19 protein-coding genes are annotated in these 24,979 nt (G+C 48.4%); 6 read left to right on the forward strand and 13 right to left on the reverse strand.

All coding sequences use genetic code 11. The features are described 5' to 3' along the window. Positions 1-227: 227 nt before the first annotated feature. Entirely contained in the window at positions 228-1,208 is a 981-nt protein-coding gene (locus S7335_RS04985; protein ID WP_006456583.1) for a methyltransferase domain-containing protein, read from the reverse strand. A gap of 118 nt (positions 1,209-1,326) precedes the next feature. On the opposite strand from S7335_RS04985, the gene S7335_RS04990 reads away from it, so the two are divergent. Then, the gene (locus S7335_RS04990; protein ID WP_038015658.1) at positions 1,327-2,637 is read left to right on the forward strand and encodes an NRAMP family divalent metal transporter; all 1,311 of its coding nucleotides are present in this window, start codon (positions 1,327-1,329) and stop codon (positions 2,635-2,637) included. A gap of 99 nt (positions 2,638-2,736) precedes the next feature. Here S7335_RS04990 and S7335_RS04995 read toward each other — a convergent pair whose 3' ends face one another. The 3 genes from S7335_RS04995 to S7335_RS05005 all read right to left on the reverse strand — a co-directional run bounded on the left by S7335_RS04995 (position 2,737) and on the right by S7335_RS05005 (position 6,723). Beyond that, entirely contained in the window at positions 2,737-3,831 is a 1,095-nt protein-coding gene (locus S7335_RS04995) for a TIGR00341 family protein (protein WP_006456381.1), read from the reverse strand. A 351-nt stretch (positions 3,832-4,182) separates the two neighbouring features. Next, positions 4,183-5,940, reverse strand: coding sequence for an arginine--tRNA ligase (gene argS, locus S7335_RS05000; protein ID WP_006454784.1), 1,758 nt, complete (start codon positions 5,938-5,940; stop codon positions 4,183-4,185). Between the two features lie 135 nt (positions 5,941-6,075). Next, a complete protein-coding gene (locus S7335_RS05005) occupies positions 6,076-6,723 on the reverse strand; it encodes a Uma2 family endonuclease (protein ID WP_006456927.1) in 648 nt (215 codons plus the stop codon). 97 nt (positions 6,724-6,820) lie between these two features. Between S7335_RS05005 and mug the strand changes: the two genes are divergently transcribed. Continuing rightward, positions 6,821-7,363, forward strand: a complete 543-nt coding sequence (gene mug, locus S7335_RS05010; protein WP_006457567.1) for a G/U mismatch-specific DNA glycosylase — start codon at positions 6,821-6,823, stop codon at positions 7,361-7,363. Positions 7,364-7,400: 37 nt separating this feature from the next. Here the strand turns inward: mug and def are convergent, their stop codons facing one another. Together def and S7335_RS05020 are read right to left on the reverse strand one after the other, a co-directional pair. Beyond that, positions 7,401-7,931 (reverse strand): peptide deformylase, encoded by a 531-nt coding sequence (gene def, locus S7335_RS05015; protein ID WP_006454411.1) that lies wholly within the window; start codon positions 7,929-7,931, stop codon positions 7,401-7,403. A gap of 87 nt (positions 7,932-8,018) precedes the next feature. Beyond that, positions 8,019-9,377 carry an HhoA/HhoB/HtrA family serine endopeptidase gene (locus S7335_RS05020; protein WP_006457408.1) on the reverse strand — a complete coding sequence of 453 codons (1,359 nt, stop codon included), beginning with the start codon at positions 9,375-9,377 and terminating at the stop codon, positions 8,019-8,021. Positions 9,378-9,963: 586 nt separating this feature from the next. On the opposite strand from S7335_RS05020, the gene dnaA reads away from it, so the two are divergent. Beyond that, a complete protein-coding gene (gene dnaA, locus S7335_RS05025) occupies positions 9,964-11,346 on the forward strand; it encodes a chromosomal replication initiator protein DnaA (protein ID WP_006456575.1) in 1,383 nt (460 codons plus the stop codon). A gap of 570 nt (positions 11,347-11,916) precedes the next feature. Next, the gene (dnaN, locus tag S7335_RS05030) at positions 11,917-13,053 is read left to right on the forward strand and encodes a DNA polymerase III subunit beta (RefSeq protein WP_038015664.1); all 1,137 of its coding nucleotides are present in this window, start codon (positions 11,917-11,919) and stop codon (positions 13,051-13,053) included. 59 nt (positions 13,054-13,112) lie between these two features. Here dnaN and S7335_RS05035 read toward each other — a convergent pair whose 3' ends face one another. The 5 genes from S7335_RS05035 to S7335_RS05055 form a co-directional block, all read right to left on the reverse strand. Next, on the reverse strand, positions 13,113-13,472 hold the full coding sequence (locus S7335_RS05035) for a Fur family transcriptional regulator (protein WP_006453599.1): 360 nt from the start codon (positions 13,470-13,472) through the stop codon (positions 13,113-13,115). Between the two features lie 335 nt (positions 13,473-13,807). Then, the gene (locus tag S7335_RS05040; RefSeq protein ID WP_006457708.1) at positions 13,808-15,586 is read right to left on the reverse strand and encodes a hypothetical protein; all 1,779 of its coding nucleotides are present in this window, start codon (positions 15,584-15,586) and stop codon (positions 13,808-13,810) included. A 103-nt stretch (positions 15,587-15,689) separates the two neighbouring features. Then, entirely contained in the window at positions 15,690-16,139 is a 450-nt protein-coding gene (locus S7335_RS05045) for a hypothetical protein (protein WP_006455299.1), read from the reverse strand. 41 nt (positions 16,140-16,180) lie between these two features. Next, positions 16,181-16,624, reverse strand: a complete 444-nt coding sequence (locus tag S7335_RS05050; protein WP_006457180.1) for a hypothetical protein — start codon at positions 16,622-16,624, stop codon at positions 16,181-16,183. 60 nt (positions 16,625-16,684) lie between these two features. Next, positions 16,685-17,917 carry a hypothetical protein gene (locus tag S7335_RS05055; protein WP_227499950.1) on the reverse strand — a complete coding sequence of 411 codons (1,233 nt, stop codon included), beginning with the start codon at positions 17,915-17,917 and terminating at the stop codon, positions 16,685-16,687. Positions 17,918-18,331: 414 nt separating this feature from the next. On the opposite strand from S7335_RS05055, the gene S7335_RS05060 reads away from it, so the two are divergent. Then, complete coding sequence (locus S7335_RS05060) at positions 18,332-19,207, forward strand: ABC transporter permease (protein ID WP_006455438.1); 876 nt, start codon at positions 18,332-18,334, stop codon at positions 19,205-19,207. Positions 19,208-19,286: 79 nt separating this feature from the next. Here the strand turns inward: S7335_RS05060 and S7335_RS05065 are convergent, their stop codons facing one another. Next, the gene (locus tag S7335_RS05065; RefSeq protein ID WP_006457502.1) at positions 19,287-21,083 is read right to left on the reverse strand and encodes an ABC transporter ATP-binding protein; all 1,797 of its coding nucleotides are present in this window, start codon (positions 21,081-21,083) and stop codon (positions 19,287-19,289) included. Between the two features lie 48 nt (positions 21,084-21,131). After that, positions 21,132-22,391: a lipid-A-disaccharide synthase-related protein gene (locus S7335_RS05070; RefSeq protein ID WP_006456501.1), complete on the reverse strand. Its 1,260-nt coding sequence runs from the start codon at positions 22,389-22,391 to the stop codon at positions 21,132-21,134. A 431-nt stretch (positions 22,392-22,822) separates the two neighbouring features. On the opposite strand from S7335_RS05070, the gene S7335_RS05075 reads away from it, so the two are divergent. Then, a complete protein-coding gene (locus tag S7335_RS05075) occupies positions 22,823-24,823 on the forward strand; it encodes an FAD-dependent oxidoreductase (RefSeq protein WP_006457451.1) in 2,001 nt (666 codons plus the stop codon). Positions 24,824-24,979 lie beyond the last annotated feature (156 nt).

The following is a 24,979-nucleotide window of genomic DNA, read 5'->3' on the forward strand; positions in this document are numbered from 1 at the left end:
GCGGTCTATGTATGCTTCGCAACAGACTCATTAGCTCTGAGCTATCATGCCCTGCTCACATAGCTTAGCTGTCGAATCGGACGCTGTACTCGACTATACAGCCCGTATAGGAATCCTCGATTGGTATCAGGTGAGCCGATTGAACACAGCAAAGAATCTTATCTTGATATCCTCTGGTAGGGATTGCATGAAGGATGACGTCGGCAAAAGCCCTTCAGATTCTGATACTAAGTTGTTACTGTATTCACTTCACTAGTCCGAGAAGACGCTGCCAAGACATTTGCTCTAGTCGCCCTGAACATGCCAAACCGACAGAGTCCGCTGCCGAACGCTAAACGCATCAGTAGCAATGTCGGCACCTCGCGCACAGACTTAATAAAGCCAGAAACCCCAAACTCTACTAATCCCCGTGGTCGGATAATTCCTTGCCAGATCGAGTCAATCCAAGACGGCAGCGTTTCCTCAGCCCAGTCTGCTGTCTTTACCGAGCCTGCTACCATACCCGTGGCTTCCAGCAGCTCAGAGAATCCTTCTATGCTGGAAAACTCAGGATGTGACCATTGGTCTAACAGTTGCCTCATCACCACCTTCTCCCAAAAGTTCAGCGGACGGCGGCGATCGTCTCGCTGATTCCAATCGCCAACTACCAGCAATCCACCTGGCTTTAGCACCCGCAGTAGTTCTTTTGCGAAAACTGCCTTGTCTGGCATATGTGGCCCTGCTTCTAGCGACCACACCACGTCAAAACTTTCATCGGGAAAAGATAGCGCCATGGCGTCATCTACCATGAATTTTGCGCTTAGTCCTGCTGGCGTCAGCTCCGTTGCCCGCTTTACCTGACCGGGACTAATCGTTACCGCTGTCACATCGAACCCGTAGTCCTTTGCCAGTACTCGGCTGCTACCACCAATTCCACAACCCACATCTAGCAGAGTAGAACCGGGCGCACACTTATCTAGACCGCCCCACTTCACCATTTCATGCACAAAATCATATTTCGCCTGTCGAAAATCTTTTTGTCTTGGCGGCGAACCGTAGTGCCCTAGATGAATATGCTCACCCCAATAAAATTCCAAAATGCCATCCTGCGTCCATTCGTCATAAGAAGCGGCTACGGTATCGGACGAATCATAGCGCCTAGCCGTTAGCAGGTAGGCAGCTAGACCGACGATAGGCAGTGCTATCAGCAGCAAAAGAAATAGGTTCATAAGAGCAGGGAAAACTAGAAGCGTGTTACATCTCTTCATAGTACTATTTTTGCCTGATCTAAACCTTTCGAGAGAAGAGACCCTGTAGGCTATAGAAGCTCGCTTCTTTTGCACTTATATGACGTCGGCTACTGAAAAAACCCGGTCGAAGTTTTCCTTCTCGAAACTGGGACCGGGGCTGCTGATGGCAGGTGCGGCGATCGGGGTTTCGCATTTGGTGCAGAGTACGAGAGCCGGCGCAATGTATGGTTGGGGAGCGCTGATCTTCGTGCTGCTAGCCAATCTGATGAAGTATCCGTTCTATGAGTATGGCCATCGGTACGCAGCCGCATCTGGCCAAAACTTGATTCAGGCGTATCGTCAGCAGGGAAAGCGCTTTTTCGTACCGTTTGTGCTGATTAGCGCTGTTAGCGCAGTTGGGAGCTTCGCGGTAGATGCGTTTGTGGCGGCTATGCTGTTGCAGTATCTGTGGTTGCCACAGGTCCCGGCTACGGTCTTAGCTATTGGAGTACTGTTTTTTTGCTGGGGGCTGATTGGAGTTGGACGCTATCGGCTCTTTGAGCAGGTGACGAAATGGTGCGTGATTCTGCTATCTGTTGCGACGGTGGCAGCGGTGGTGATGGCAGTTCGGATAGTGGTGATAGGGCCATGGTCGGAGCCAATTACTGATAGCTTCAGTTCCATAGCGCTGGAAGTTGCTAATACAACTGTCTCTAGAAGAGGTTCTATCTTCTCGATTGAGGCGTTGCCGTTTGTGATCGCGTTTATGGGCTGGATGCCTGGCGGATTAGAGCTTTCGGTTTGGCAGTCGCTGTGGGTGCAAGCAGACGGCGAAGATAGCGGTGAAGCGACATCGATGCCAGAAGCAAGCTTTGATTTCAATTTTGGCTATGTGCTGACGGTAGCGCTGGCCTGCTTGTTTTTGATACTAGGAACGCTGACTCTACCGCAGCAGGGAATGGCGGAGGAGCCAGCAGCGTTTGCAGGTCAGCTAGTGGGGATGTATACCAGCTATATTGGGGCTTGGGCGGAGCCAGTGATCGGGATGTGTGCGATCGCCGCTATCTTCTCTACGACCTTTACCGTCGTCGATGCTTTTCCCCGTACGCTAGAAGCTAGCATCCACGAGCTATGGCCTAGCACTCAAGCAAGTACTTTGCCAATTCGAGGGGTAATCGGCTTTACCATTATCGTCCTAGCTGCCCTTCTCCTTGGTTTATTTACCGCCGGGTTTGAGCCATTAATTAATACCATCACCATCATTGCCTTTGTATTTGCTCCTTTCTACGCCTGGCTCAATATCCGCAGTATTGACACGCTGCCTATAGAAGCCCAGCCCAAACCCTGGCTATCGCGTCTAGCGACCGTCGGGCTCATATATCTGTCTGGCTTTAGCCTAGTATTTGTGCTTTTCGAATTTGTTCTATGAAGCGGCAAGGCATAGCGACTGCATAGACAGAATAAAGGTGAATCAGGATGGGAATCGCTGAAGATCCATTTCTATCCCAAATGGATTTGGACTCACCTACTATCTTGGTTTTTTAGCTATCTTATATCTCAAGGAAGACCGCGATTCCGATGAGGGGGCATCGCTAACAAACTGTTCAATCGGAATCACGCTTACGTTCAACGTAACAGGGCGCTTTATTTCTCTAGCAAGGGCGTCGCGAACCAAATCTACCTGCCTAGAAGATATAGAGCCCGGTAGTGTTGCCACATCGAGATAGACAGCTAGCTCATCGCCCTGCTTCTGGATGTTCAAAGACTGGATGTCCATATCAGAGAAAGTACTACTCTCACGGATGAAGCTGTTCACGCTGATACGCGCTTGCTTCTTGACTGCTAAGTCTCGAAACGAGAGACTTAATGGGATGCCTAAACATAGTAGCGCTGTGACCGCAACGGTCATTCCTCTTTTTGCTCGCTGCACTGAGCCGTAGCGTAGGCCGAGAAATACCAGCCCGCCGCTAAAGATAATACCGACTAAGTTGGTCAAAAATAATAGCAGCGCGCCAGTAAACACAGCACCTGAGCCAAAGGCAATGCCGATACCCACTACACTGAGCGGTGGAACTAGAGCGACTGCGATCGCCACTCCAGGTAAAGCATCTGCAATCCCTCGACGAGACTTTGCTAACGCCCCTGCTGCGCCTGCTGCTAGCGCTACTCCTAGATCCAACAATGTCGGCTGCGTCCTGGCCAAGATTTCACTTGTTAACGTCTCAATCCCCGTCATCTTTGCGATTAGCATAGCGGTTGCCACCGTTAGCAACGCACCCAAAGCTAGCGCCAAACTCGCTCGCCTTAGCAGTCTACGGTTAGCCATAATCAACGCAAAGGCTATTCCCTCAATCGGTCCCATCAGGGGTGCAACAATCATTGCGCCGATGACAGTAGCGCTACTGCCAGAAAGCAAACCAAAAGTTGCGATCGCCCCCGATAAAAACAACAACAGATAGTAATTAGAAGAAGACTCCGCGCTACGCCAAAGGCTGCGATTCAAACTCGCAATTGGTACTGGTTTAGACTCCATCCAGTGCCAATTACCGCTATGACGGTCCTTTAGTACCGACAGCTTCTGATGACCCCAACCAACCAACCGCTTGCTTACAACAGCCAACATATTGACACGTCCTTTTGGATCGAAGATCAACTAGACATAAGCAAACCCTCTCAAAGACCATAGATAAAAGGCCTATAGATGAGAGGGCAATTCTCTGTGAAAGAGGCTGCGCCGACGCGCTGCGCTAGATAGTTAAATAGTAGAAGCCTGAAACCTTCCAGACATGTAGAGCATTATAGCAGTATTTATTTTTATTAAGCTGTATATCCTCGGACATATCGTTTGAGGCGACACTGGTCAGACCTCAAACCTACTTTCCACTTCCACGGGGGTAGTTCGAGAAATGGTAGTTCGAGAGATACAGTGTTCATATCAGTTTAGTTTCAACCTTTTGGGGCATACTCGCTACCTCTACATCCGCTCTAATACGTCAATACCAAGCAGCGATAGTCCTAGCTTTAGAGTCCGGGCGGTCAAGTCGCACAGCACTAATCGGGAGGTCCGCTGCGGTTCTTCTGCTTGCAATACCGAGCACTGATCATAAAACTGATTGAACTTCTGGCTCAGTTCAAACAGATACTGACACAGGCGGTTTGGCAATAGCTCTTTTTCAACTTCTGCTAACACCTCATCAAGCTGCAACAGATGCTTTGCTAGGGTTAGCTCACTCTCTTCGGTCAGCTTCACCTGCGCATCTAGGGTTGAAAGATCGATTTCTCCTTTCCGGCTAATTCCCTGCACCCGCACGTACGCATACATCATGTAGGGCGCTGTATTGCCTTGCAAAGCTAGCATCCGGTCATAGCTAAAGGTGTAGTTGCTAATTCTGTTTTGACTTAGATCAGCATATTTCACCGCGCCGATGCCCACTTTCTCGGCAACGTTTTGAATGAAGTCGTCTGATTCTGTTCTTTCTTCTTGTTGTAACCTGCCTTCTACATCAGTGCGGGTACGGGCGATCGCCTCATCTAGCAGCTCCTGTAAAGGTACCACCTCTCCAGATCTAGATTTTAGCCGCTTGCCATCTTCTCCTTGCACCAGTCCAAAAGGCGCATAGCTTAGCTCTACCGACTCTGGCACCCAGCCCGCCCGCCGCGCTACCTGAAAGAACTGAGAAAAGTGATTTGCCTGTCCCGCATCGGTTGAATAAACAATTCGATCTACCTTGTCTTCAGTAATTCGATAGCGCAGCGCCGCCAAATCTGTGGTTGCATAGTTGTAGCCCCCGTTCGACTTCTGCACAATCAGCGGCAGCGGCTCGCCGTCCTTGTTTGTAAACCCCTCTAAAAAGACACACTTTGCCCCATCATCTTCAACCAGCAACCCTGCCTTGTCTAAATCGGTCACAACATCTGCAAGATAAGGGTTATAGAAAGACTCACCGCGATCAATGATGTCCTCTGAGATATTCAACAGATCGTAGATCTTGCGATACGACCGCTTCGATAGCTGACAAACCCGCTGCCAGGCCTCTAGCACCGCTTGATCGCCTGCTTGCAACTTCACCACCGCCTGCCGAGCATTCTCCTTAAATGCCTCGTCTGTATCAAAGCGCTTCTTCGCCTGACGATAAAACGTAGCGAGTTCTCCAGTTGTAGAAGCTGCTGCTGCAGCTTGAGGGTCGGGGTACGCTTCTTGCAAATAGGCGATCAGCATGCCAAACGGCGTTCCCCAGTCACCGACATGGCTGACTTTGAGCACGTCATGCCCGAGAAATTCTAAGACCCTTGCGAAACACTCACCGATCACCGCTGGACGCAGGTGCCCTACGTGCATTTCCTTGGCAATGTTTGGACTTGGGTAGTCTACGATTACTTTTTGCGGCGGGTTGGCTTTGGGGACGCCAAGGCGATCGCTGCTATGCATTTCCTTTAGCTGCTGCTCTAGATACTCTGTTTTGAGCTTGAAGTTGATGAAACCTGGACCGGCGATGGAAGGCGGTTCGCAGATGTTGGTGACGTCTAGATTTGCTGTGATCTTGGTGGCGATCGCTCTTGGATTCATCCTCAGTGGCTTGGCCAAAGACATCGCCACGTTCGCCTGATAATCACCAAACTTCGGATTGTTGGTCCCCACTAGAATCGGGTCCGTTTCTTGATATTCGTCGCCAAACGCAGCCACCAGTGCAGCCTGCACACGATCTTTCAGTTCATTCAGCGTTGATTTCATAGCTCTATTGTCGGAAGCTCGCGCTGCCAGTGGTCCCTAAACTAATCACAATTGGACCTATTAATCATAGATGAACGATCCGGTAGTTTAGTCTCGAACGAATTCTAAGTCCCAACAGCATTATCAACAAAGCGATTATTCATTGATCCTATCCATCACCCACTGCCGAAACTCCTTCTTTGCTTTTCCTTGACTCACAACCTGAGCACGCCGTACAAATTGCTCAATCACTTCCCTAGTAAGCCAAGCTGGAAAAGAAGGACTTTGTTCCACCTCTACATACTTTCCATCGACCAAAACATCTATTCTTAGTTGCTTATCGTCATACCGCCACAGCTCTTCTACGCCTAGTCCCGCATAAGCCTGCAACTGCGTTTTAGAAGTTACGTCAATTTCAATTGCTAGCTCTGGAGGTGGGTCGACACCTAGATCTAGTCTTGCCTTGCCCAACACCCTTCCGTAGTTCCGAATATAAAAGCAGTCATCAGGCTCAACGGCCTTACTCATACGGTCATTTTTGAACGTGGTAGATCCCAGAGAAACATAGTCTCTGTCCAGCTCTTCTAGTACGACTTTGACGAAATCACCAATGCAAACTTTGGCAAACTCATGCGCAGGCATTGGTGCCACAATAGTTAACGTCCCCTCGCTGTAGGCAATACGAGTATTCCGATTCTCACCGAGTTCCTGCAAAATCGTCTTAAATTCAGACCAACTGACATCCTGAATTTCAACTGTCTGCCCCTCAGGTACCCTGATTTGTCGCAGTTGTAACGTAGCCATCGCGTCTTACCCTACAGATCACAGTCGCCATGTAAACCCCTATTATCGCGCATTCAGCCTTCAAACACCTTTTCACCCCGTTCATTACCGCTCTCCCATGCCCCGCCCGACAAAAGCCGAAGTCGCCGCCTGCCATGGCCAAACCATGCCAGACATCATCGCGCCCAATCTCGATGTGCTCTTCTGCGGCATCAATCCCAGCCTCTACTCAGTCGCCATCGGCCATCATTTCGGCAGACCCGGCAACCGCTTTTGGAAGGCCCTTCACAAAGCTGGATTTACCGATAGGCTTTATGACCCCAGCGAAGATGCTTCACTATTAGAGCTGGGCTACGGTATTACCAACATGGCCCCTCGTGCCACAGCTCGCGCTGACGAACTTAGCAAGGCTGAAATCAGAGCAGGTCGTCAGCTACTGGCAGATAAGATTCAAACCTACCGGCCAAAGTGTATTGCATTCTTAGGTATTACAGCCTATCGCCTTGCCTTTAGCATGCCTAAAGCCAAGGTTGGACCACAGCCTGATTGGAAAGATACACAGATCTGGGCGTTGCCTAATCCGAGTGGGCTCAACGCTCACTATCAGGTGGACGACCTCGCAGAAGTCTATAGTTGGGCGCTCGCTGCTGTAGAACAATAACGACTCAAACTACTCACATTCATATCGTTTGCGTCTATTAGCCACAGACAATACGAGCGTGATATTCGGCCTCGCTCATTACGTCCAGCACGCTGTCAATTCTGTCTAAAAAGACCTTCCCATTGATGTGATCGTACTCATGCTGGATGATACGAGCAACAAAATCGGTGAAAATTTGCTGTTGCTGCTGACCGTAGCGATCGGTGTACGACACCTCGATTTCTTTCGAGCGCTTCACTAGTCCTCGCATACCTGGAACGCTCAGACAGCCTTCCCACCCTGCGGTGACTGCATCAGAGTAGTGAAGAATCTGAGGGTTGATCATCGCAGTAGGATCCATCTTCGGAGCATGAAGATATCGGAGGTTTGGGCGTGAAGCGACGATGAATAGCTGCAAGCTATGTGAAACTTGAGGCGCGGCAATACCGACACCATTTCTTTCAAGGGTGAGCGATATCAACTGATCGATCAGCGTTTGAACAGCGGGCGTATGGACGTCGCAGACTTTGTCAGCAGGCGATCGCAATACTGGATCTCCTAGCTCTGCAATCTTCAAGATCTTAGTCATCAAAAAGCCTCATGCATAGAAGAACTTAGCTATAGCCAAAGTAGACGCTACCATTGATTTGAGTACTTAATCGACCTGGTAGAAATCCTACGAGCGACCCGTTTGAACCGGATAAGGACCGGGTCGTACATCTAAGGTAAGGGTTTGGCCATTGCGATTAAGCGTGAGTTTGATCGCTTCTCCTAGAGCCGTTTCTGATACAATCTGCTGCACCTCATTCGCTTCAGTAATGGTTTGGCCATTCATTTTCTGAATCACATCTCCCTTACGCAAGCCCGACCGAGCAGCCGGAGATCCTTGTACAGTAGCCGCAATCACAACGCCAGAATCAGTCTGCAGCGGCGCATTGAACTCCTGGTTAGTATCAAGCTCTGCTTTAAGCTCTGGCGTTAATGTGAGCATCTGAATGCCTAGGTAAGGATGATCTACGCGGCCGTCGGTCACAAGCTGGGTCGCAATTTGTCTGGCTTGGTTGATTGGAATAGCAAAGCCTAAACCTTGTGCATTGCCAATGATAGCGGTGTTAACGCCAATGACTTCGCCGCGCTCGTTTAGCAACGGGCCACCCGAGTTACCTGGATTAATAGCCGCATCGGTTTGAATGAACTGCACCCGCTTATCGGGTACGCGAATTTGAGCACTGGTCCGCCCGGTCGCACTGATGATTCCGGCTGTAACTGTGTTGTCTAGACCAAGAGGATTGCCGATGGCGATCGCCCACTCACCTGGACGAAGGGCGTCTGAATCGCCTAGCGTCACAGTGGGTAAGTCTCTAGCATCGACTTTGATAACGGCTAGATCCGTCAGCGAATCTTCGCCGATCACTTCACCGCGTAGCTCCCGACCATCCTTCAAGGCTACCATCACTTCGTCGGCGCCTTCGACAACGTGAGCGTTGGTCACAATCGTACCGTTCCCATCTAAGATAAAGCCTGATCCCGTCCCTCTTTCTACCCGTGAGCGTGGACCGACATCACCAAAGAACTCACGAAAAAAGGGGTCATCAAAACCAGCAGGTAGGCGATTCGTAACCGTTCGAGCTGAGTTGATCCGTACAACTGCAGGACCTGTTCGATCTACCGCATCAGCAATGAAGTTGGCACTACCAATCAGCCTCTGCGTACCTGTTCCACTTTGTCCGATCAATGTCTCGGACTGGGCCAATGTCTCGGACTGGGCCAAGGTTGCGCTCGGGTTAGCAGAGTCAGAAAACTGTGCCTCTTCATAGCGAGCCAGTTGAGTGGTAGCAGCAGTAGGCGTTATCTCTCGATTGAGCAGCAGCACAGTACCGGCACTAGCAGCAGTAACAAGGCCATATGCCAGCGCCTTTTTGAACCAAAAACGCAAGTGAGCCCGACTAGCCGAAATAGCTCGACTAGCTTGAATATCACCAGAATCGGTTGATGCGATTACGCTTTCACTTTGTTCTCTTTCAGGCTGCTTCATGTCCAGTTTAGATCCAGTTCTAAATAATTATGACTACCCAGTTTTCGTTCTAACAGAATTGCTTAGTATCTGTAGTCTTATACAGTGCCAGTTTAACCATCACCAGTTTGAATACAAACGAACGGAAGGTAGAAATAGCGCGATCGCACTTGTCCTAGTAAAAGCTTTCCTATGATTTTTATAAATATTCAGACGCTTTCTCAAAAGTTTAAAAAGTCCTTAGAACCTTTAGCCAATCAGGCATTCTCGTATCTGATAATAAGTTGATTCCCATACTATCTATGGATATTGGACTACTTTAGGATGCTATATCTAGTACGCTATAAGCTCCTCAAAAACGTCACCCTCAAGCGTCTGTAGATATGAACACTCTAAGCGCAAGAAGCGTAAGGCATCTCTAGTCTACTGCTTGTGCAAAGACGTAGCTGAGGCATCAGCTCGATCAACCTATCCCATAAAACAGCTTTATTCAAACTAAGGTAAGCTCACCTAATCTTTGATCAGGGACTGACGCAGTTTGTGTCGGTACACCATTATTCACAGCAGACTTACCCGACTCCCATCCCAAAATGCTAGAGGTGGACCTGTGGCCGTCATCAAAGAAGACATTTGGAATCAAGTTCTAGAGAAGCTAGCTTTGCAGCTTAGCCCACCGACCTTCGAGACCTGGATAAAGCCGACCAAAGTTCAAACTCTTTCGAATGATCAGCTGGTACTTCTGACGGACAATCCATTTGCTCGCAACTGGCTGCAAAAGCACTACCTAACCCAAATTTCTACTGCGGCAGCAGAAGTGCTGGGCCATACGATCAATGTTACTGTCACTGTCAAAGATAGAGATGACACAGAAAAGCCGTTAAGCCCCTCGGAGGCAGCAAACGATTCTTTACCTGCAGCTAGTGCTGATACGAGAGGAAAGGCTTCGTCAAAGACTAATCAGAGTTCTTCTGCTCTCAACCCAAAAGCTATTTTCTCACGTTTTGTAGTGGGTGCTAATAACCGCATGGCTCATGCGGCGGCTCTAGCTGTAGCCGAATCACCTGGTCGAGAGTTTAATCCTTTATTTTTGTGCGGGGGGGTTGGTCTAGGCAAGACCCATTTGATGCAGGCGATTGGGCACTACCGCATAGAGAGCAATCAGCAAGCAAAGGTTGCCTATGTCTCTACAGAAACTTTTACCAATGATCTCATTGCGTCTATCCGCCGCGATACGATGCAGCGCTTTCGTGAACAGTATCGAGAGGTTGATGTCATTTTAGTTGATGACATTCAGTTTATTGAAGGTAAAGAGTACACTCAGGAGGAATTTTTCCATACCTTTAATACGCTGCATGAAGCAGGTAAGCAGATTGTATTAGCTTCTGATCGTCCCCCCAATCAGATTCCAAGGTTACAAGACCGACTATGCTCTAGATTCTCTATGGGGTTGATAGCAGATATTCAATCTCCCGACTTTGAGACGCGCATGGCAATTCTGCAAAAGAAGGCTGAGTATGAGCAGGTATCGATTGCTCGCGACGTCACTGAATATATTGCTTCGTCGTACGTAACAAATATTAGAGAGCTAGAGGGCGCACTGACTAGGGCGATCGCCTATACCTCAATCTCTGGTCTGCCGATGACGGTAGAAAACTTGGTGCCGGTACTCAATCCGCCAGTTGAGCGTGTAGACTCCTCGCCTAAATCAGTAATAAAGGCCGTTTCAGACGCTTTCAAAATTTCATTAGACGATCTTAAAAGTAACTCTCGTAAGCGTGAGATCAGTCAAGCCAGACAAGTGGGTATGTATCTAATGCGTAAGCATACTGACCTGAGCTTGCCAAAGATTGGCGATCAGTTTGGCGGAAAGGACCATACGACGGTGATGTATAGCTGTGACAAGATCGCACAGTTAATCAAACAGGATTTGAATCTGGCCCAAACTGTTCGAGAAGTCAGCGATCGCATCACTTTGGCTTCCAATAGCTAACCACCTAGCTGACTAGACACCGCCTGATAAAGTACAGCGCAACTATCTAAGTCTTAAAGCGTTCAGAGTCTCTGCTTAGGTGATCTGAACGCTTTTTCCGATGCTAGAAACTTAAAAATTAGGCAGGTTGCCTTGAAGTGCAAGTGTTAAGAAAGATTACTTGTACTCAGGACGTGCCTGTGGAAAACTCTTATATTCCTGTGGAAAACCTGTGGAAAGAATGTATAGAACTTTAGCGCGTCTGTGGAAAAGAGTCCATTCACTGCAAGGCCTGTGGAAAACATCTTCTGTTTTCCACAGGTTTTCCACAAGGGATATTAGTGTCAAACGTTTGCATAGCTTGGTAGTGTCGAAGTTATTCCAGCTTTCCACAGCCTCTACTACGACTATTTAAAATTATGATCTAAAGAGATCTAAGAAGGAAAAGAGCAACTGTAATGCTCAAAACAACCGCTTGCCTCTCTAGTGCCCTGAACTATTACACTGGGCAAATAGGGTGATAGTATTGGTCATCTTCAAACCCTGATTCCCCTATTAGTAATTGCCCTTTCTTTCCATAAACACCAAGCGATGAAGTTCAGCTGCGCGCAAACCGAATTCAATTCCCAATTTTCTCTGGTTAGCCGAGCGGTCCCCACTCGCCCTAGTAAACCTGTCCTCGGTAATGTCTTGGTGACTGCCGATGCAGCCGCTCAAACAGTCACCCTAGTGGGATTTGATGAAACCTTAGGGATACAGACTACCTTCGCTGCTCAGGTTGATGAAAGTGGGACGACAACACTTCCAGCTAAGCTTCTAGGTGACATTGTTTCTCGTCTACCCAACGAAGATATTGACATTAGTGAAGACAACGATGAACCTGTGGTTACACTATCGTGTTCAGCCGGTCGATATCAGGTTCGTGGCCTTAGTGCAGAGGACTATCCTAATCTTCCTGAGATCGAGTCGACAGACACTGTCAAAATATCGGCCGATGCCTTAGTTGAAGGTCTGCGCGGTGCCCTTTTTGCTACCAGCAGCGATGAGACTAAGCAAGTCCTAACTGGTGTCCATCTAACCGCCATGGACGAAAGTCTAGAGTTTGCTGCGACGGATGGTCATCGTTTAGCTGTGGTCAACACGATTGATGAAACGGGCACGTCTACGCCTGATCTAGAAATGAATGTGACCATTCCTGGGAAAGCGCTCAGAGAGCTAGAGCGTATCCTTCAAGCCTATCCTAGTAGTGAACCCGTTGCTCTCAAGCTAGATGAGACTCAAGTTGTGTTTGACTTAGGTCGTCAGCGAATTACGACACGTCTGCTAGACGGTCAGTATCCTAACTACAATCAGCTTATTCCAAAGCAGTTCGAGCGACAGCTAACGCTAGATAGAAAGCAGTTTGTCTCATCTCTAGAGCGAATTGGGGTGATAGCCGATCAACGGAATAATATTGTCAAGCTAACGATTAGCAATACGCAGCAGTCGCTAGCTCTTTCTGTCGAGGCTCAGGAAGTAGGTAGTGGGTTAGAGAACCTCCCGGCTCAAGTGACGGGTGACGACCTAGACATCGCCTTCAACGTTCGCTACCTACTAGAAGGATTAAAGGCTTTGCCTACCTCTGAGATTCAGGTTCAGTGCAATACAGCAACTAGTCCGTCCGTTTTAAAACCGTTAGGAGGAACGAAAATCACCTACCTAGTTATGCCTGTGCAGATCCGTAGTTGAGATAGGTCGTTGAGACGGATTGATTCTACTAACGAAGACCTCTTGGCAAAGACCTTCATTCAAGCGTTAGTACCAAAAAACTCTATTCTGTAGTCTGATACTTTTACGCCGGTCTCAGCTTCTACGTACGCTAGTATTTCTTCAGGTAACTCAACATTGATATCAATGATCCTTTGCGTATCGATGCAGTTTACATGGCTATGAGATGAGTTGCTGTGACCGTATAATCTGCCCTCAGAGCGTTCTACGCACTCAATGATCCCCTTCTCTGATAGGGCCTCTAGATTTTGATACACTGATGTATGACCAATTTCTCTACCCTGTTGGTTAAGGCGGTCATAGATCTCTCTGGCAGAAAGGTGGTTCTTATCCTCCCACAGCAACTCCAGGATGTAACGTCTTTGTCGACTCAGTCGCATGCCTAACTCCTGACATCTTTTAATCGCTTCGTCTAAGGATTCTATGGATGCTGGAAGATCACTAAAAGTGTGCATGGTAGTGTTTAGGTGTCTCCCCACTAAAACGTAGTCACTTCCACTTTAGCCTGAAGAACCAACAACTGTCTATCGAGCTGTGATCAGTGTTAGAGCAAACCTAAACCAAAGCTGTGGCGAGGGAGGAATAATACCTTCAAGAATTGACAGACTTATAGACTAGAGCTGGATTTGCTCAGTATGACTGTACTTAACCACACTGACTAAAGATTGGCTAAAAATGACAGAGTAGATGTTTGCACTGCACTAAGTATCTTCTACTAGGGCAAAATCCTATTCTCTATTCTGTATATTGGAAGTCCTTTGGTGGCTTTGTTTTGTTCGTCTGCTCCTTCGCGTGGGAGCGTACCTCTTTGCAGTTTTTCAAGGCGATGTTGAGCAGTCTTGCTGCTCGCTAGTGTCTTTAGGTCATCTAGGTTACTAGTTGATGCGACTGATTGGGGTTCGATAATGTCTAAATCCTCAGGAGCCACGTCTTTCTGGTTCGCATCTAAGCTAAAGAGCTCTGATTCGTCAGTCGATGAGTTAGCCAGTGAAATATCCGGTAGTTTTAGACTCGTCGCTACTTTAGTGTTTGAAGAGTTAACGTTACTGACTGCAGCTCTCTTTCCCTGTGTGATAGGCATAAGTTCTGGGGTAGGGCTAAATACGACGGATGGAACATTATTCCTAGCAGACTGTCCTTTCGAAGCAGGTTCTTTGGGGAGTGGTACTACCAACTTATGTGCTTTCTCGTTTGGAGAGAAAGCCTTCAGAGCCTTGGAGACAGCGGAGATACGCCTCTCTTGGTCTCGGCTGATGCTACGGACATTATTCCCTAATCCAGGCGCGTTCCAATTGCGAGTATGAGGGTCGTGATAGGCATAGGTTCGCGCCCAAAGGATGGCCTCTTCTCCTTTCATTTTGAGTCGACGAGCTTGGGCAAGCCGCTCTATATAGCCGCCTTTATCTAAGGCAGCTAAGGGCGCTTGATTTGCCAAATCCAAGGCATTTAGCTTTTCTTCTAGAGATAGTTGTATGCCCAATCGTGTTGCCTGTTCCTCTATCTGATAGCTCTGTCGTTTGAGGCGCTGAAGCTGTTTTCTATCAGCCTCTTCTGGGCTGTTGGCACCATGTTGATATGAGAACGTACCTAGGTTCCACACACCATTGCCAGGGTCAATATGACCGTAGTAAGCGTTAGTGCGATCGCCACTCCAATGTCGGGTTCCTTCCGCGCTACCGACGGTGCGAGCTACGAGGGAGTTACTGCCGTCGAGAAATATCCAGTCGTCGAGAGTAGTCCCGTCTAAGGAAGTCGCCTTGATATCAGGTGGCGGATCGAAAGGTATACTCCCAGAGGCTGAGGACTTAGTGAGTGCTGTCTTTATGGCTGATGTCCTTGATACACTATCTAAATTGGTTGGTTCAAATGAGAGTTTTACCTCTTTTAAAGAAACTGGATTTGAACTGAAGCTCCTAGAATTAACAGAGTCTGACGTAACAGTCCGGGAAGCTATAGTGGCTGTGTCAGCGTTTTCTAGTGGAGAAAGTGCTGAAGTTGAAGAGTTAGTCCCAGATTTATTGTTTTCTTTGATCGCAATCCTGCTATTGGAAAAACGAAGTCCGATGTCGTTTGCTTTGGCATGAGGTAGCTGCTCTGGTTCGGGCTTAATAGGCTTGGTTTCGATGTGTTCAGGCTTTAAACGGTCAGTATTATCATTAGTCAGTTTGGGAGGAAAAGGTGGAAGGAGTTCTTGAGCGTACCCTAGTGTGTCAGATTCAATCGGAATGGGTACGTTTGGAACAGGGACAGGTTCGTAGCTTTCTATCGAAGCGCTGGTAGTGTTGACCCGGTGGTGAGGATTTTTTGCGGCTGGTCTTACTTTGTTTGGGAGGGCTTTAATAGCTTGAGAGTTGATAGCGTGAGAATCGAGTTGTGATAGTTCGAAAGCCATACCTAGCTTAGTCTGTGCAGCTTGAGCAGATCTATATAGGCTAGTCCAGCCCAATAGGGAGGGCAATAGGGTAAGAACGAATAGATTGGGAAATTTCAGCATCTTTGAATCCACACAGTTGTGAAAAGAAAAAACATTTACAACAAACAGTGAACAATAGACAACGAGTGCTAGCTCTGTTCTTTTGAGGATGTCAGGCTATGTTCTATGGTTCGAAAGCTTGTTCTAGAACAGTTCTAGCTGGCTCAACAATGATCCATGTGCCATCGGGCTGTCGTCGAAGAGTAGCGAAGCTAAGGTACTGGCCTTTTCCAATTACCTTTCCAGCTTTCACTGAACCATAGCTCACATCACTTAATCCACAGAACCGAAATAGGTACGCTGGGATTTCTGGCGTTGAATACAGCGTACAATCGTCTGATTCGCTGAGTTCTAAGTCACCGTCAAAAGGTGCTTTAACCTTTCGACCTTCCAAGTACAGGGATATGTCACCTAGACTACCGGTGACTAGATTTCCAGCAATTTCGTCGCCTGGATTCAAGGTCCACTGTTGCTGTAAAGTGATACTACGAGATTCTGGAGTAGTGGAGGCATCGCAGCCTAATGCTATGAGGCTACTAAAGAACAGAACATAAAAAAGCCAAATAACTTTCATGGTTAGTCAGTAAGCAAGAGATAAAAGAACAAGAAAATTACTCAAAGCTTGAAATCATAACCTGCATATTCACCATCTTCGTACAAGATGATAAGCGCTTTATCTGGTGCAAATGCAAGTGGGTAAGCTTCTCTTTTTGCCTCAACACCAGCACGAACATTTATGGGAGTTAGCTGACAGTATGGCTGCTCAACTACCTCATGGATACGTTGCATACTTTCTCGTTCTGGAATAGTTAGAAGCTCGGCAAGTTGCTGCCTAGAGAGCTGCGCAGAGTCTATAACTTCCCCTGTACAAACGGTCGAAAGTTTCTCAGTAGCTGATTTTGAACCTATTGTTGGAATGAAGTCCATTGGACTACGGATAAGAGTCTTAATATCGTTGAAATCTGTGAGCAAACTAAATAAGGAAATGATTAATCCACCAGCGATAATCGGTTTGAAGCCAGCTGCGGATGTTTTTTTGGTTGGCGGGGACTGTACCACGGTTGTGACTCCTGCTGTGATTCCTAAAGAGCGAAAGATTTCTCTTGAAAAGAAGCGAGTTTATAGGACGCTGCCTAGGAACAAACCTAGAAGCACTGCACCAGCGCGAAAGGTTGCATGCATAGTTTTGGACTGTGAAAGAACAGCACGGTAGATTAAATAAGCGATAGTGCAAACGATCACCAGCAACAGCGGCACCTGGAAACTCGGATAGTTAAGAATAAGCGCGTTGAGGAAAACTCGTAGGATCGCAGCGCTAGCACTCCAAATCGTTGCATCTAGCCAAGAAAAGCTGCTGCGAAGATCAACATCAGCAGAACTTCTCTCCACTACAGGTTGAGTTTTGGTGATAGGAGAAGCTTCCTTCTTTTTACTTTGTTTTCTTATAGCCTGTCCTAGATTAACAAGCAGGCGCTTATAAGGTTTTATGGTTCGTTTTGTTTGGTTGAGGGCTAGATTAGGGGCTTTTTTTTGTTCGCATTTAGGGCTGCTGTCGTTTGCGTATATTCGTTTACTTCTGTTTGAATGTATGGCAGAGCCTGCTGATTGACTAGGTTCAAGACAGTCACGCAACGTATGATTAGAGGCTGTTGGCTCTGAGAAAGGAACTGTTGATGAAAGCTGTTGTCGCGCGATCGCTGCGTTGTCTATAGCGTCTGTTTCTGCCTGATTGAGATTGACAGTTGAGTAGCTAAGATGAAGCTTTCCATTCCTATCAACCTCGAGCTGGGGAATAGAAGCAGTAGAAGAGTGTTCTATGAATTGACCAATAATATCGAGCTGCGGATGCACTCGCGTACCCCTGCGGCGATGAGAGAAAGCTATTTGTTGAGCGGAGCGTTTTAGGCTCAATAGTTCGCTCGCTTGCTGCTGCGAACGCTCATTAATGCTGCTGATTAGCTCTGCTAGTTGAGGTAGCTCTCTATCAATGACATCGTAAGCTCTATTTCGTGATGAACTATTTCGAGAAGAACTATCTAAGGAGTCTAAACGAGAGTTGGAACTAGAAGAGCTAGTACACATTCTGCTTCCATCAAAGCTGCCGTGCAAACTCTCGTATGTTTGATGCTCTAAACGGTGCTTTAGCGTCTTAATTGCAGTCGCTGAGGATCTAGTCTTTGCCTCATCTGATTGGCTAATAGAAAGTGGTCGTTGACTCCTAGACTTTTTTGTGGATATCTGGTCCAACTTAGACCCCGCCCAAGGTGACATTCCGATATCACTTGCTGATTCAGCTCGTAGAGAATGCAGCTTTTCACGAATTGCTTGAAGTTCCATGTCGTAGTTTCTCATGTCTCTATACGCTAATGGGCTCAGAAAGTTGCCAGCCTTGATTAATACAAGTGTACTATAAATCAGATAAAAATCAACTTATGAAAATAACGCCAGCATCATCTGCCTCACGAATCGAATGGCTGCGATTATTGATATACGCCTGTCAAAGCCCTGATATCAGGAGGATTCACTTCATACCGTATTGATGAAACGATATCGGCCAGATAACCAACTGGGTGATAGCTTAGGAAGTGGTTGCTAGATTGGTGGTAGGCTCGATCAAGCCTTCAATGCGAGTTAATGCTGCTATCGAAAGATTGCTTGGTAATCTTATCAAGAGGAACTGATTAGGGAAGGATGTGACTAACGGTTTCTATTCGGTTGGTTCTGTCGAAGAATCAGTAGTTTGCATGAAGTAGGAGTTATGAGCCGATGGCAAAAGCTGATTGGCGGTTTTCTCATCACGTAACACAGCAATTCGGGCGTTCTGATCCTAGATATGTGACTCAGCAGCCAGAAAGCTCAACAGTACATAGCTCAACAGTACATAGAGAGCCAGATCATCCGCTCTATCACTCAACAATGGCGCTCCTACTTGCCGGACAGGTGATACACCGGTTGCTAAGAGGGCGGTTTGGCCAACGCCAGATCATGGACCACCTAATGAGTGCTGGTCCGCGCTGTGTGGCGTCGGTCATTGCAACCAATGTCTGTGCTGGGCTCATCTTTGGAATTCAGACAGCTCGGGAGATGTCTCGTTTTGGTGCTGTGAGTTCTTTAGGAAGCGCATTTGCAGCTGGCTACTGCTCTGAGCTAGCGCCTATCTTGACAGCGGGTGTACTGGCTTGTCAGGTAGGGAGTGCATTCGCCGCCGAGATCGCTGCTATGAAACTGACCCAGCAGATTGATGCTTTAAAGATGCTGCGAACAGACCCTATTGACTACTTGGTCATGCCAAGGGTGATTGCTTGCGCTGTCATGCTGCCAATGCTAACCGTCTTAGCTCTAGTTTGCGGTGTGATGAGTGGCGGCTTCTTAACAACCTATTATTATCATCTGCCGATGGGGACCTTCTTAGACGGGGTACGCGGTGCTTTGAGTGTGTCTGATGTCCTGCTAATCATGGGTAAGGCAATACTGTTTGGTCTGGTAATTGCGATCGCCAGCTGTAGTAGAGGATTAACTTCAGCACTTCATGGCAAGGGTGTGGGACAGTCGGCGACTTCGGCTGTGATGATGGCCTGGATAGCGCTATTTTTTATCGACTTGGTGATTGCTTTTCTTGCTCTGTTGGCCATAGTGACCTAATTGGCTGACCTAGTTGGCCAGTGATGAGGAGATTTCAATTCGTTTGCTCAAGCCCGTTTATAGGCTGAACTCACGTTGTCTACCCTTCAAATTGCTGCGTATGAAATTGTGCGTACCGCCCACCTTGCGCTAAAAGCTCTGAATGTGTTCCCGATTCTAAAATCTTACCGCGCTCTAAAAAGAGAATTCGATCGGCCTGTCTGACTGTGCTAAGCCGATGGGCAATGATAAAAACCGTCCGGCTTTGCATGGCCCGCTCTAAGGCTTCTTGTACCAAAGCTTCAGATTCGGGATCGAGCGCGCTGGTTGCCTCATCTAAGATCAATATGCGTGGATTAAGTAGGATCGCCCGAGCGATCGCAATCCTTTGTCGCTGTCCACCCGAAAAGTTGTTCCCCCGTTCTTCTACCCAGGTGTGATAGCCCTGAGAAAACTGGCGGATAAAATCATCAGCGTTGGCTACTTTAGCTGCAGCCTCAATCGCATCGTAGTCAAGCTCGCTCTGACCATAGGCAATATTTTGGGCAATGGTTCCAGAGAACAAAGCCGTTTCTTGAGGAACGGTACCAATCTGATGGCGTAAACTAGCAATTGTCACCGTTTTGATATCGATACCGTCTATTAATATCTCTCCTGCTTGGGGGTCGTAGAAGCGAGCCAGTAAGTTGACTATGGTAGTCTTGCCTGCTCCAGAGGGGCCGACTAGGGCAATGACTTCACCTGGGCTAACAAGCAGATCTAACTGTGTCAGCACAGGCTCTAGTGAGTCGCCGCTACCATAGCCGAAGCTAACGCTGTGGTATTCTACTTTGCCGGTAATAGCGGGTAGGGCGATCGCATCTTCTTTTTCTACTAATGTGGGTTGTAAGTTCATCAGCTCGAAAATCCGCTCTGCTGATGCCTCGGTCTGTTTGTATAGGTTGTAATGCTGGGTAGTGAGATCGATCGGGTTAATTAGAATGGCGATCGCAGCTAAAAAAGCGACAAAATCTGTTCCTTCCATCTGTCCAATAGAAATTTGCCACGCACCCACTAAGAACAACAGCATAATGCTTAGCGCCTGCAACAAACCCACCGCCGGATATTGAACCGATGTCAGATACTCTGTTCTAAACCGGGACTGACGGTTGAGGAGAGCTTCTTGGTGAAACCGCTTCTTCTCGTAGTCTTGGGCCGCAAACGCCTGCACAATTCGAATACTGCTAAACACTTCAGTCAACAAAGAAGACAGACTAGAAATCGCCGTCTGATTTTTTCGAGAAAGCTGTAGCTGCCTTTGACCAAACTGCCCAATCAGCCAGGCAACAATCGGCGCAATCACAATACCCGTCAGAGAAAGCTGCCAGTTGAGATAGAAGATATAGGCTGTAAGCACCACGATTTGTAGGATGCAAGAAACAAACTGCTGAGACATCTTGAAAATGACTTCACCGACCCGATCCACATCTTCGGTCAAACGGTAGGTCAAATCGCCCGTCTGCGACTTGGCAAAGTAGTCAATGCCCAGTCGATGCAGGTTAGCGTAAGCTTTCTCTCTAACTGCCATCACGACATTGAGTGAGCCTTTTGTGGCCGATATCCTCTGTGCGTACAAAAAAGCGCTTTGGATCACAAAATCCAGCATAGCTAGACCGAGCCAGTAGGCAGTTGTCCTGACATCGCCACTACCAATTGCCCCAGCGGCTTGTTTAGCTAAATGTGGCAGAATTGGCACGGTAATCACATAGCCCACTACGCAGATTAGCGTGATGATGAACAAAGCTTTTTCCGCTTTGATAAAGGGCCACAAATAGCGATAGCTAGAGACTTGCCGGGTGTGAAGCTCGTTTTCTTTTGAAGTATTTTGGGTGACAAGGTTAGGCGCAGAGGTATTCACGGGCGATCGCTCAAAAACTGTTGTATTCAGCCTATGTATTAGGACTAGTTAGGCACTTGCTGTGGTAGCGCTTTCTGATGAGCTTGAGGCTGTAGCTTGATCTAGATGGGTCAAAATCAGATTCGCAATTCGAGCTGACGCCCCAAAAGGCCCAAACCGGGCCTGTCCATTTTGGACGCAAGCCTTTGCATAGTCTTCGTCTTCAACTGTCTTAACTACGCAACCTGCGGCCTCCTTTAGAATTTCTGCGGTCGCAGCGCGTTTACCAATCGTTTGCACAGATAACCCCAGCAGGCGGTCTTGCGCTTCAGCAAAAGCATAGGTAAATTGCGGTCCCTCCCCGGCAATCTGCACGATGGGCTTGCCGATTGCCATCGCCTGATCTACCGCTAACCCGGCCATGCCAACAACCAAATCACACTGACAGACAATGTCACTAAACGCATCGCTATAGCAAAGAATTTCTACAGGTTTCGCATAGTTGGCATCCTTCCCTGCGCTTAGGACCATCCAGTTGCGATCGCCTGAAGTGTGTCTCGTCCAATGCCACCCCATATCTGCTGCCATCTGCCCGGCTTCGGCCATTACGCTAGGGACTAGCGCTGCTCTAAACTGTAAGGACGGATTGAGCTGAGCGGCTTCTAGAGCGAGCTGCATTTCCAGCTTAAAATTGCGTATGGCCTCGGCGGTTCTAGATCCTGGCAACAGCGCGACCATTTTTGCTTCGGTTAGCTGAATTTCCTTGCCAGCGGGCCGAAGTCGATCGAGTGAAGGAATTCCGCCAAAGGTCACTTTTGCTAGACCCTGCTTCCTTAAATCTTCCGCGGTGTAGGCATCTCGAGTAGCAACTGCTCTACACCTTTGGGTATTTAGAATTTGCCACAGAATCAAATCCATGTTTAGTTTGCCCTCGTACATAGCTGACAACGGCGAGATAAAAGAAACAAACGGTTTGCCGCTGAGATAAGCGAAGGCTTGGCCAATAGTGTCGCCAGTAGCTGCTACAAAATCGACGTTGCCGATATAGTCTCGCATGGCCTGGTACTGCTTCCAAGTCATCGTTAGCAGACCAGCGCGGACATCGTCTATCAGCCGTAGACGGTTCATGTATGTGAATCCCCCAGAAGGGAGAGTGTAAGTAGGGCCAATAATAGGCACGTCTATTTTGCGGTAGGCATTGCCCTCACCTACAATCGGCAGCGCTGCAATCTCTAGTTCCGGGCGGATGGCGCGCAGTGTTCTGATGATGTGAGAAGAATGATTGTCTTCACCGTGACCGTTACTGATATAGAGAAGGCGTTGGGGCATAGCATAAGCTCCGGGCGAGCTGAAATATTATCGTACACCGCCACTGGATGGGGGCTTCGCCTGTTCACTCTTTTCTGTAGCTAGAATGGTTACCTTCGCCTAACCGCGACTAGCAGCCGTTTGCTTGACGGTGCAACCTTTCGCGCTTTGCCCGTAATTCCCTATAGTTGTAGTGCATTCGATGCCGACTGTGTAAGTCTCAATTTGCGTTTATACGGGTTGTCAAAGTGGGGCATGAATGCTTAGCCTTAAAGTCGTCTTGCTCAGTTTCATTTACACTCAATTCCTTTGATATGGCTATTCGTTTGGTTCGTCGTGGTTTTGCTATCAGACCGAGGGATAAAAGGCCGGGTGTTAGCAGATGGGATGTCAAAAGACTAGGCAGCATGCTCGGTGCTGTGCTAATGGGAACATCGCTACCGTTGGGAGGTATGCAGCAGGCGATCGCCCAGCCAGCCCAGTCAACTCCAACGATCGACGAAGTTGTAGATTGTGAGGTGCTGATCGTTGGGGGTGGACTCTCTGGCACCGCAGCCGCTTATGAAAGTCTGCGCTCTGGCCGCACTGTCTGTATGACAGAAATTACCGACTGGGTGGGTGGACAGATCTCTTCTCAAGGAACATCGGCGCTAGACGAGGCCAGCAAGCAGCGATCGCTTCTCTATTACCCAGAGGGCTATAATCAGCTGCGCCGCACCATCGAAGCCATTCACGGCGAGCTAAATCCAGGTGATTGCTGGGTGAGTTTATCTTGCTTTTTGCCCGCGGATGCCCATACGATTTTGAGCAACATGCTAGAAGAAGCCGCCAATCAGGGCGGAGGACAGCTCAAGTGGTTTCCAGCAACGGTCGTGAAGGAGCTAGAGATTAGCGCCGATGGTCGGATGATCGATAGCGCGATCGCCATTCAGCATGCTCCCCAACCTGGCACCCCGCTGCTCAACGCCTCCTTACTATCAGAAACCTTTTTAGACAGCTATCAGTACGAAGATTCTGAGCGACTGACGAAGCATATTGTTCAGTTCGTGCCAGCTGTAGGCGATGGCGCCGATACAGGCGATCAAACCAGCGACTTACCCAAAGCCGACTGGTACGTAGTCGAAGCCACTGAAACTGGAGAGATTATTGCGCTTTCTGGTGTCCCGTATCGACTCGGCTTAGATCCTCGCTCCCATCTTAACCCCTCTTCTCCTACCGAAACCGCTGATCCCTACTGCACGCAGGGATTTACCTACACCTTTGCGATGGAACGTATGGCTGCGCCGCAACCGCAGTCAGAACCAACCTACTACGAGCAATATGAGCCCTATTTTAGCTATGAGCGATCGCGTCCAGATAACGACTATTTTGACTATGTCTTTACCTATCGCCGCATTGCCGCGCCCGATCCAAGACCAGAAACGTCCCAGTTTGGCGTCTCTGCTGTCGTACCTGGCGATATCTCTATGCAGAACTGGACCTGGGGAAATGACTATCGTCCTGGGACCGCCAAAGACAACTTGATTTTCAGTGCCGATCAGCTCGCCGCCACTGGGCAGCTAGAAGCCGGGGGCTGGTTAGGTGGACTGAGAGTAGATGCGCTGCGTAAAGCCGAAGAGAACGCCTTTAGCTATTACTATTGGCTAGTAGAAGGCGACACCGACTCGCAGCTAGGCCCCGACGTCAAAACCCCTGCGCCCAATCATCGGTTTCTCTCTGGCTTTGATAGCCCGATGGGCACCGCTCACGGCCTTTCTAAATATCCCTACATGCGAGAGGCTCGTCGAATTATTGGTCGGCCATCAACGACCTATCCCGATGGCTTTAGCGTCAGTGAAGTAGACATCTCCAAGGTTGACTATCGAGATGATTACTACAGAGAAACGTTAGGCGACAGACGCTATCTCTCGCTTTGGCAAACGTTAGCAGGCTTAGAGGCAGCCAGTGTGATCGCCAATGAAGTCCCTGCAGAGGACATTGAGAGGCGATCGCGCTCTACTATCTATCCTGACGCTGTCGGCATTGCCCAATATGCGATCGATTTTCATCCCTGCATGGCCGAATATCCTTTCGAGACGCCTGGCAATACGGAGCGCGCCAATGTCCGCCGGGCCCACGGCCAAGCCTATCCCGCTCAAATCCCGTTGCGAGCGATGATTCCGCAAAAAATAGATAATCTGCTAATCGCTGGCAAAACGATTGCAACTAGCAACATTGCCGCTGCGGCCTATCGAGTTCACTCCTTTGAGTGGTCCGTCGGGGTTGCAGCAGGTGCAACCATCGACTTTGCACTAGACAACAACCTGATGCCCTATGAGCTAACCGATCAGCTACCTGCTTACGAACCCGAACTAGAGAAGCTGCAGAAAAGGCTTAACGCCGATGGTAACCCCACGGCCTTTCCCGATACGTCCATCTTCAACCTAGACTGGGAAGAATGGCGAGTTTGGTAGAGAGCTGCCGTCCTTGATCTTGCCAATCATAGCTGTGCCATCGAATTTAATATCCCAAGTGAGGTTTGTCTGTTGATAAGGTGGCTGCTAAGTTTTGATGTCAACACTTACTCAGCACGTGCTTTATGGTAGCTACAGACAGCTGGCAGAACTGGA

This window comes from Synechococcus sp. PCC 7335 (assembly GCF_000155595.1).
Lineage (GTDB): Bacteria > Cyanobacteriota > Cyanobacteriia > Phormidesmidales > Phormidesmidaceae > Phormidesmis.

Bases quoted from the DNA above. Each gene is read 5' to 3' on its own strand.
- S7335_RS05005 (WP_006456927.1), bottom strand. From the start codon at position 6,723: ATGGCTACGTTACAACTGCGACAAATCAGGGTACCTGAGGGGCAGACA.
- S7335_RS04990 (WP_038015658.1), top strand. From the start codon at position 1,327: ATGACGTCGGCTACTGAAAAAACCCGGTCGAAGTTTTCCTTCTCGAAA.
- S7335_RS05055 (WP_227499950.1), bottom strand. From the start codon at position 17,917: ATGAGAAACTACGACATGGAACTTCAAGCAATTCGTGAAAAGCTGCAT.
- S7335_RS05035 (WP_006453599.1), bottom strand. From the start codon at position 13,472: ATGCGACTGAGTCGACAAAGACGTTACATCCTGGAGTTGCTGTGGGAG.
- S7335_RS04995 (WP_006456381.1), bottom strand. From the start codon at position 3,831: ATGTTGGCTGTTGTAAGCAAGCGGTTGGTTGGTTGGGGTCATCAGAAG.
- S7335_RS05045 (WP_006455299.1), bottom strand. From the start codon at position 16,139: ATGAAAGTTATTTGGCTTTTTTATGTTCTGTTCTTTAGTAGCCTCATA.
- dnaN (WP_038015664.1), top strand. From the start codon at position 11,917: ATGAAGTTCAGCTGCGCGCAAACCGAATTCAATTCCCAATTTTCTCTG.
- argS (WP_006454784.1), bottom strand. From the start codon at position 5,940: ATGAAATCAACGCTGAATGAACTGAAAGATCGTGTGCAGGCTGCACTG.
- S7335_RS04985 (WP_006456583.1), bottom strand. From the start codon at position 1,208: ATGAACCTATTTCTTTTGCTGCTGATAGCACTGCCTATCGTCGGTCTA.
- mug (WP_006457567.1), top strand. From the start codon at position 6,821: ATGCCCCGCCCGACAAAAGCCGAAGTCGCCGCCTGCCATGGCCAAACC.
- S7335_RS05020 (WP_006457408.1), bottom strand. From the start codon at position 9,377: ATGAAGCAGCCTGAAAGAGAACAAAGTGAAAGCGTAATCGCATCAACC.
- S7335_RS05070 (WP_006456501.1), bottom strand. From the start codon at position 22,391: ATGCCCCAACGCCTTCTCTATATCAGTAACGGTCACGGTGAAGACAAT.
- S7335_RS05060 (WP_006455438.1), top strand. From the start codon at position 18,332: ATGGCAAAAGCTGATTGGCGGTTTTCTCATCACGTAACACAGCAATTC.
- S7335_RS05040 (WP_006457708.1), bottom strand. From the start codon at position 15,586: ATGCTGAAATTTCCCAATCTATTCGTTCTTACCCTATTGCCCTCCCTA.
- S7335_RS05075 (WP_006457451.1), top strand. From the start codon at position 22,823: ATGCAGCAGGCGATCGCCCAGCCAGCCCAGTCAACTCCAACGATCGAC.
- def (WP_006454411.1), bottom strand. From the start codon at position 7,931: ATGACTAAGATCTTGAAGATTGCAGAGCTAGGAGATCCAGTATTGCGA.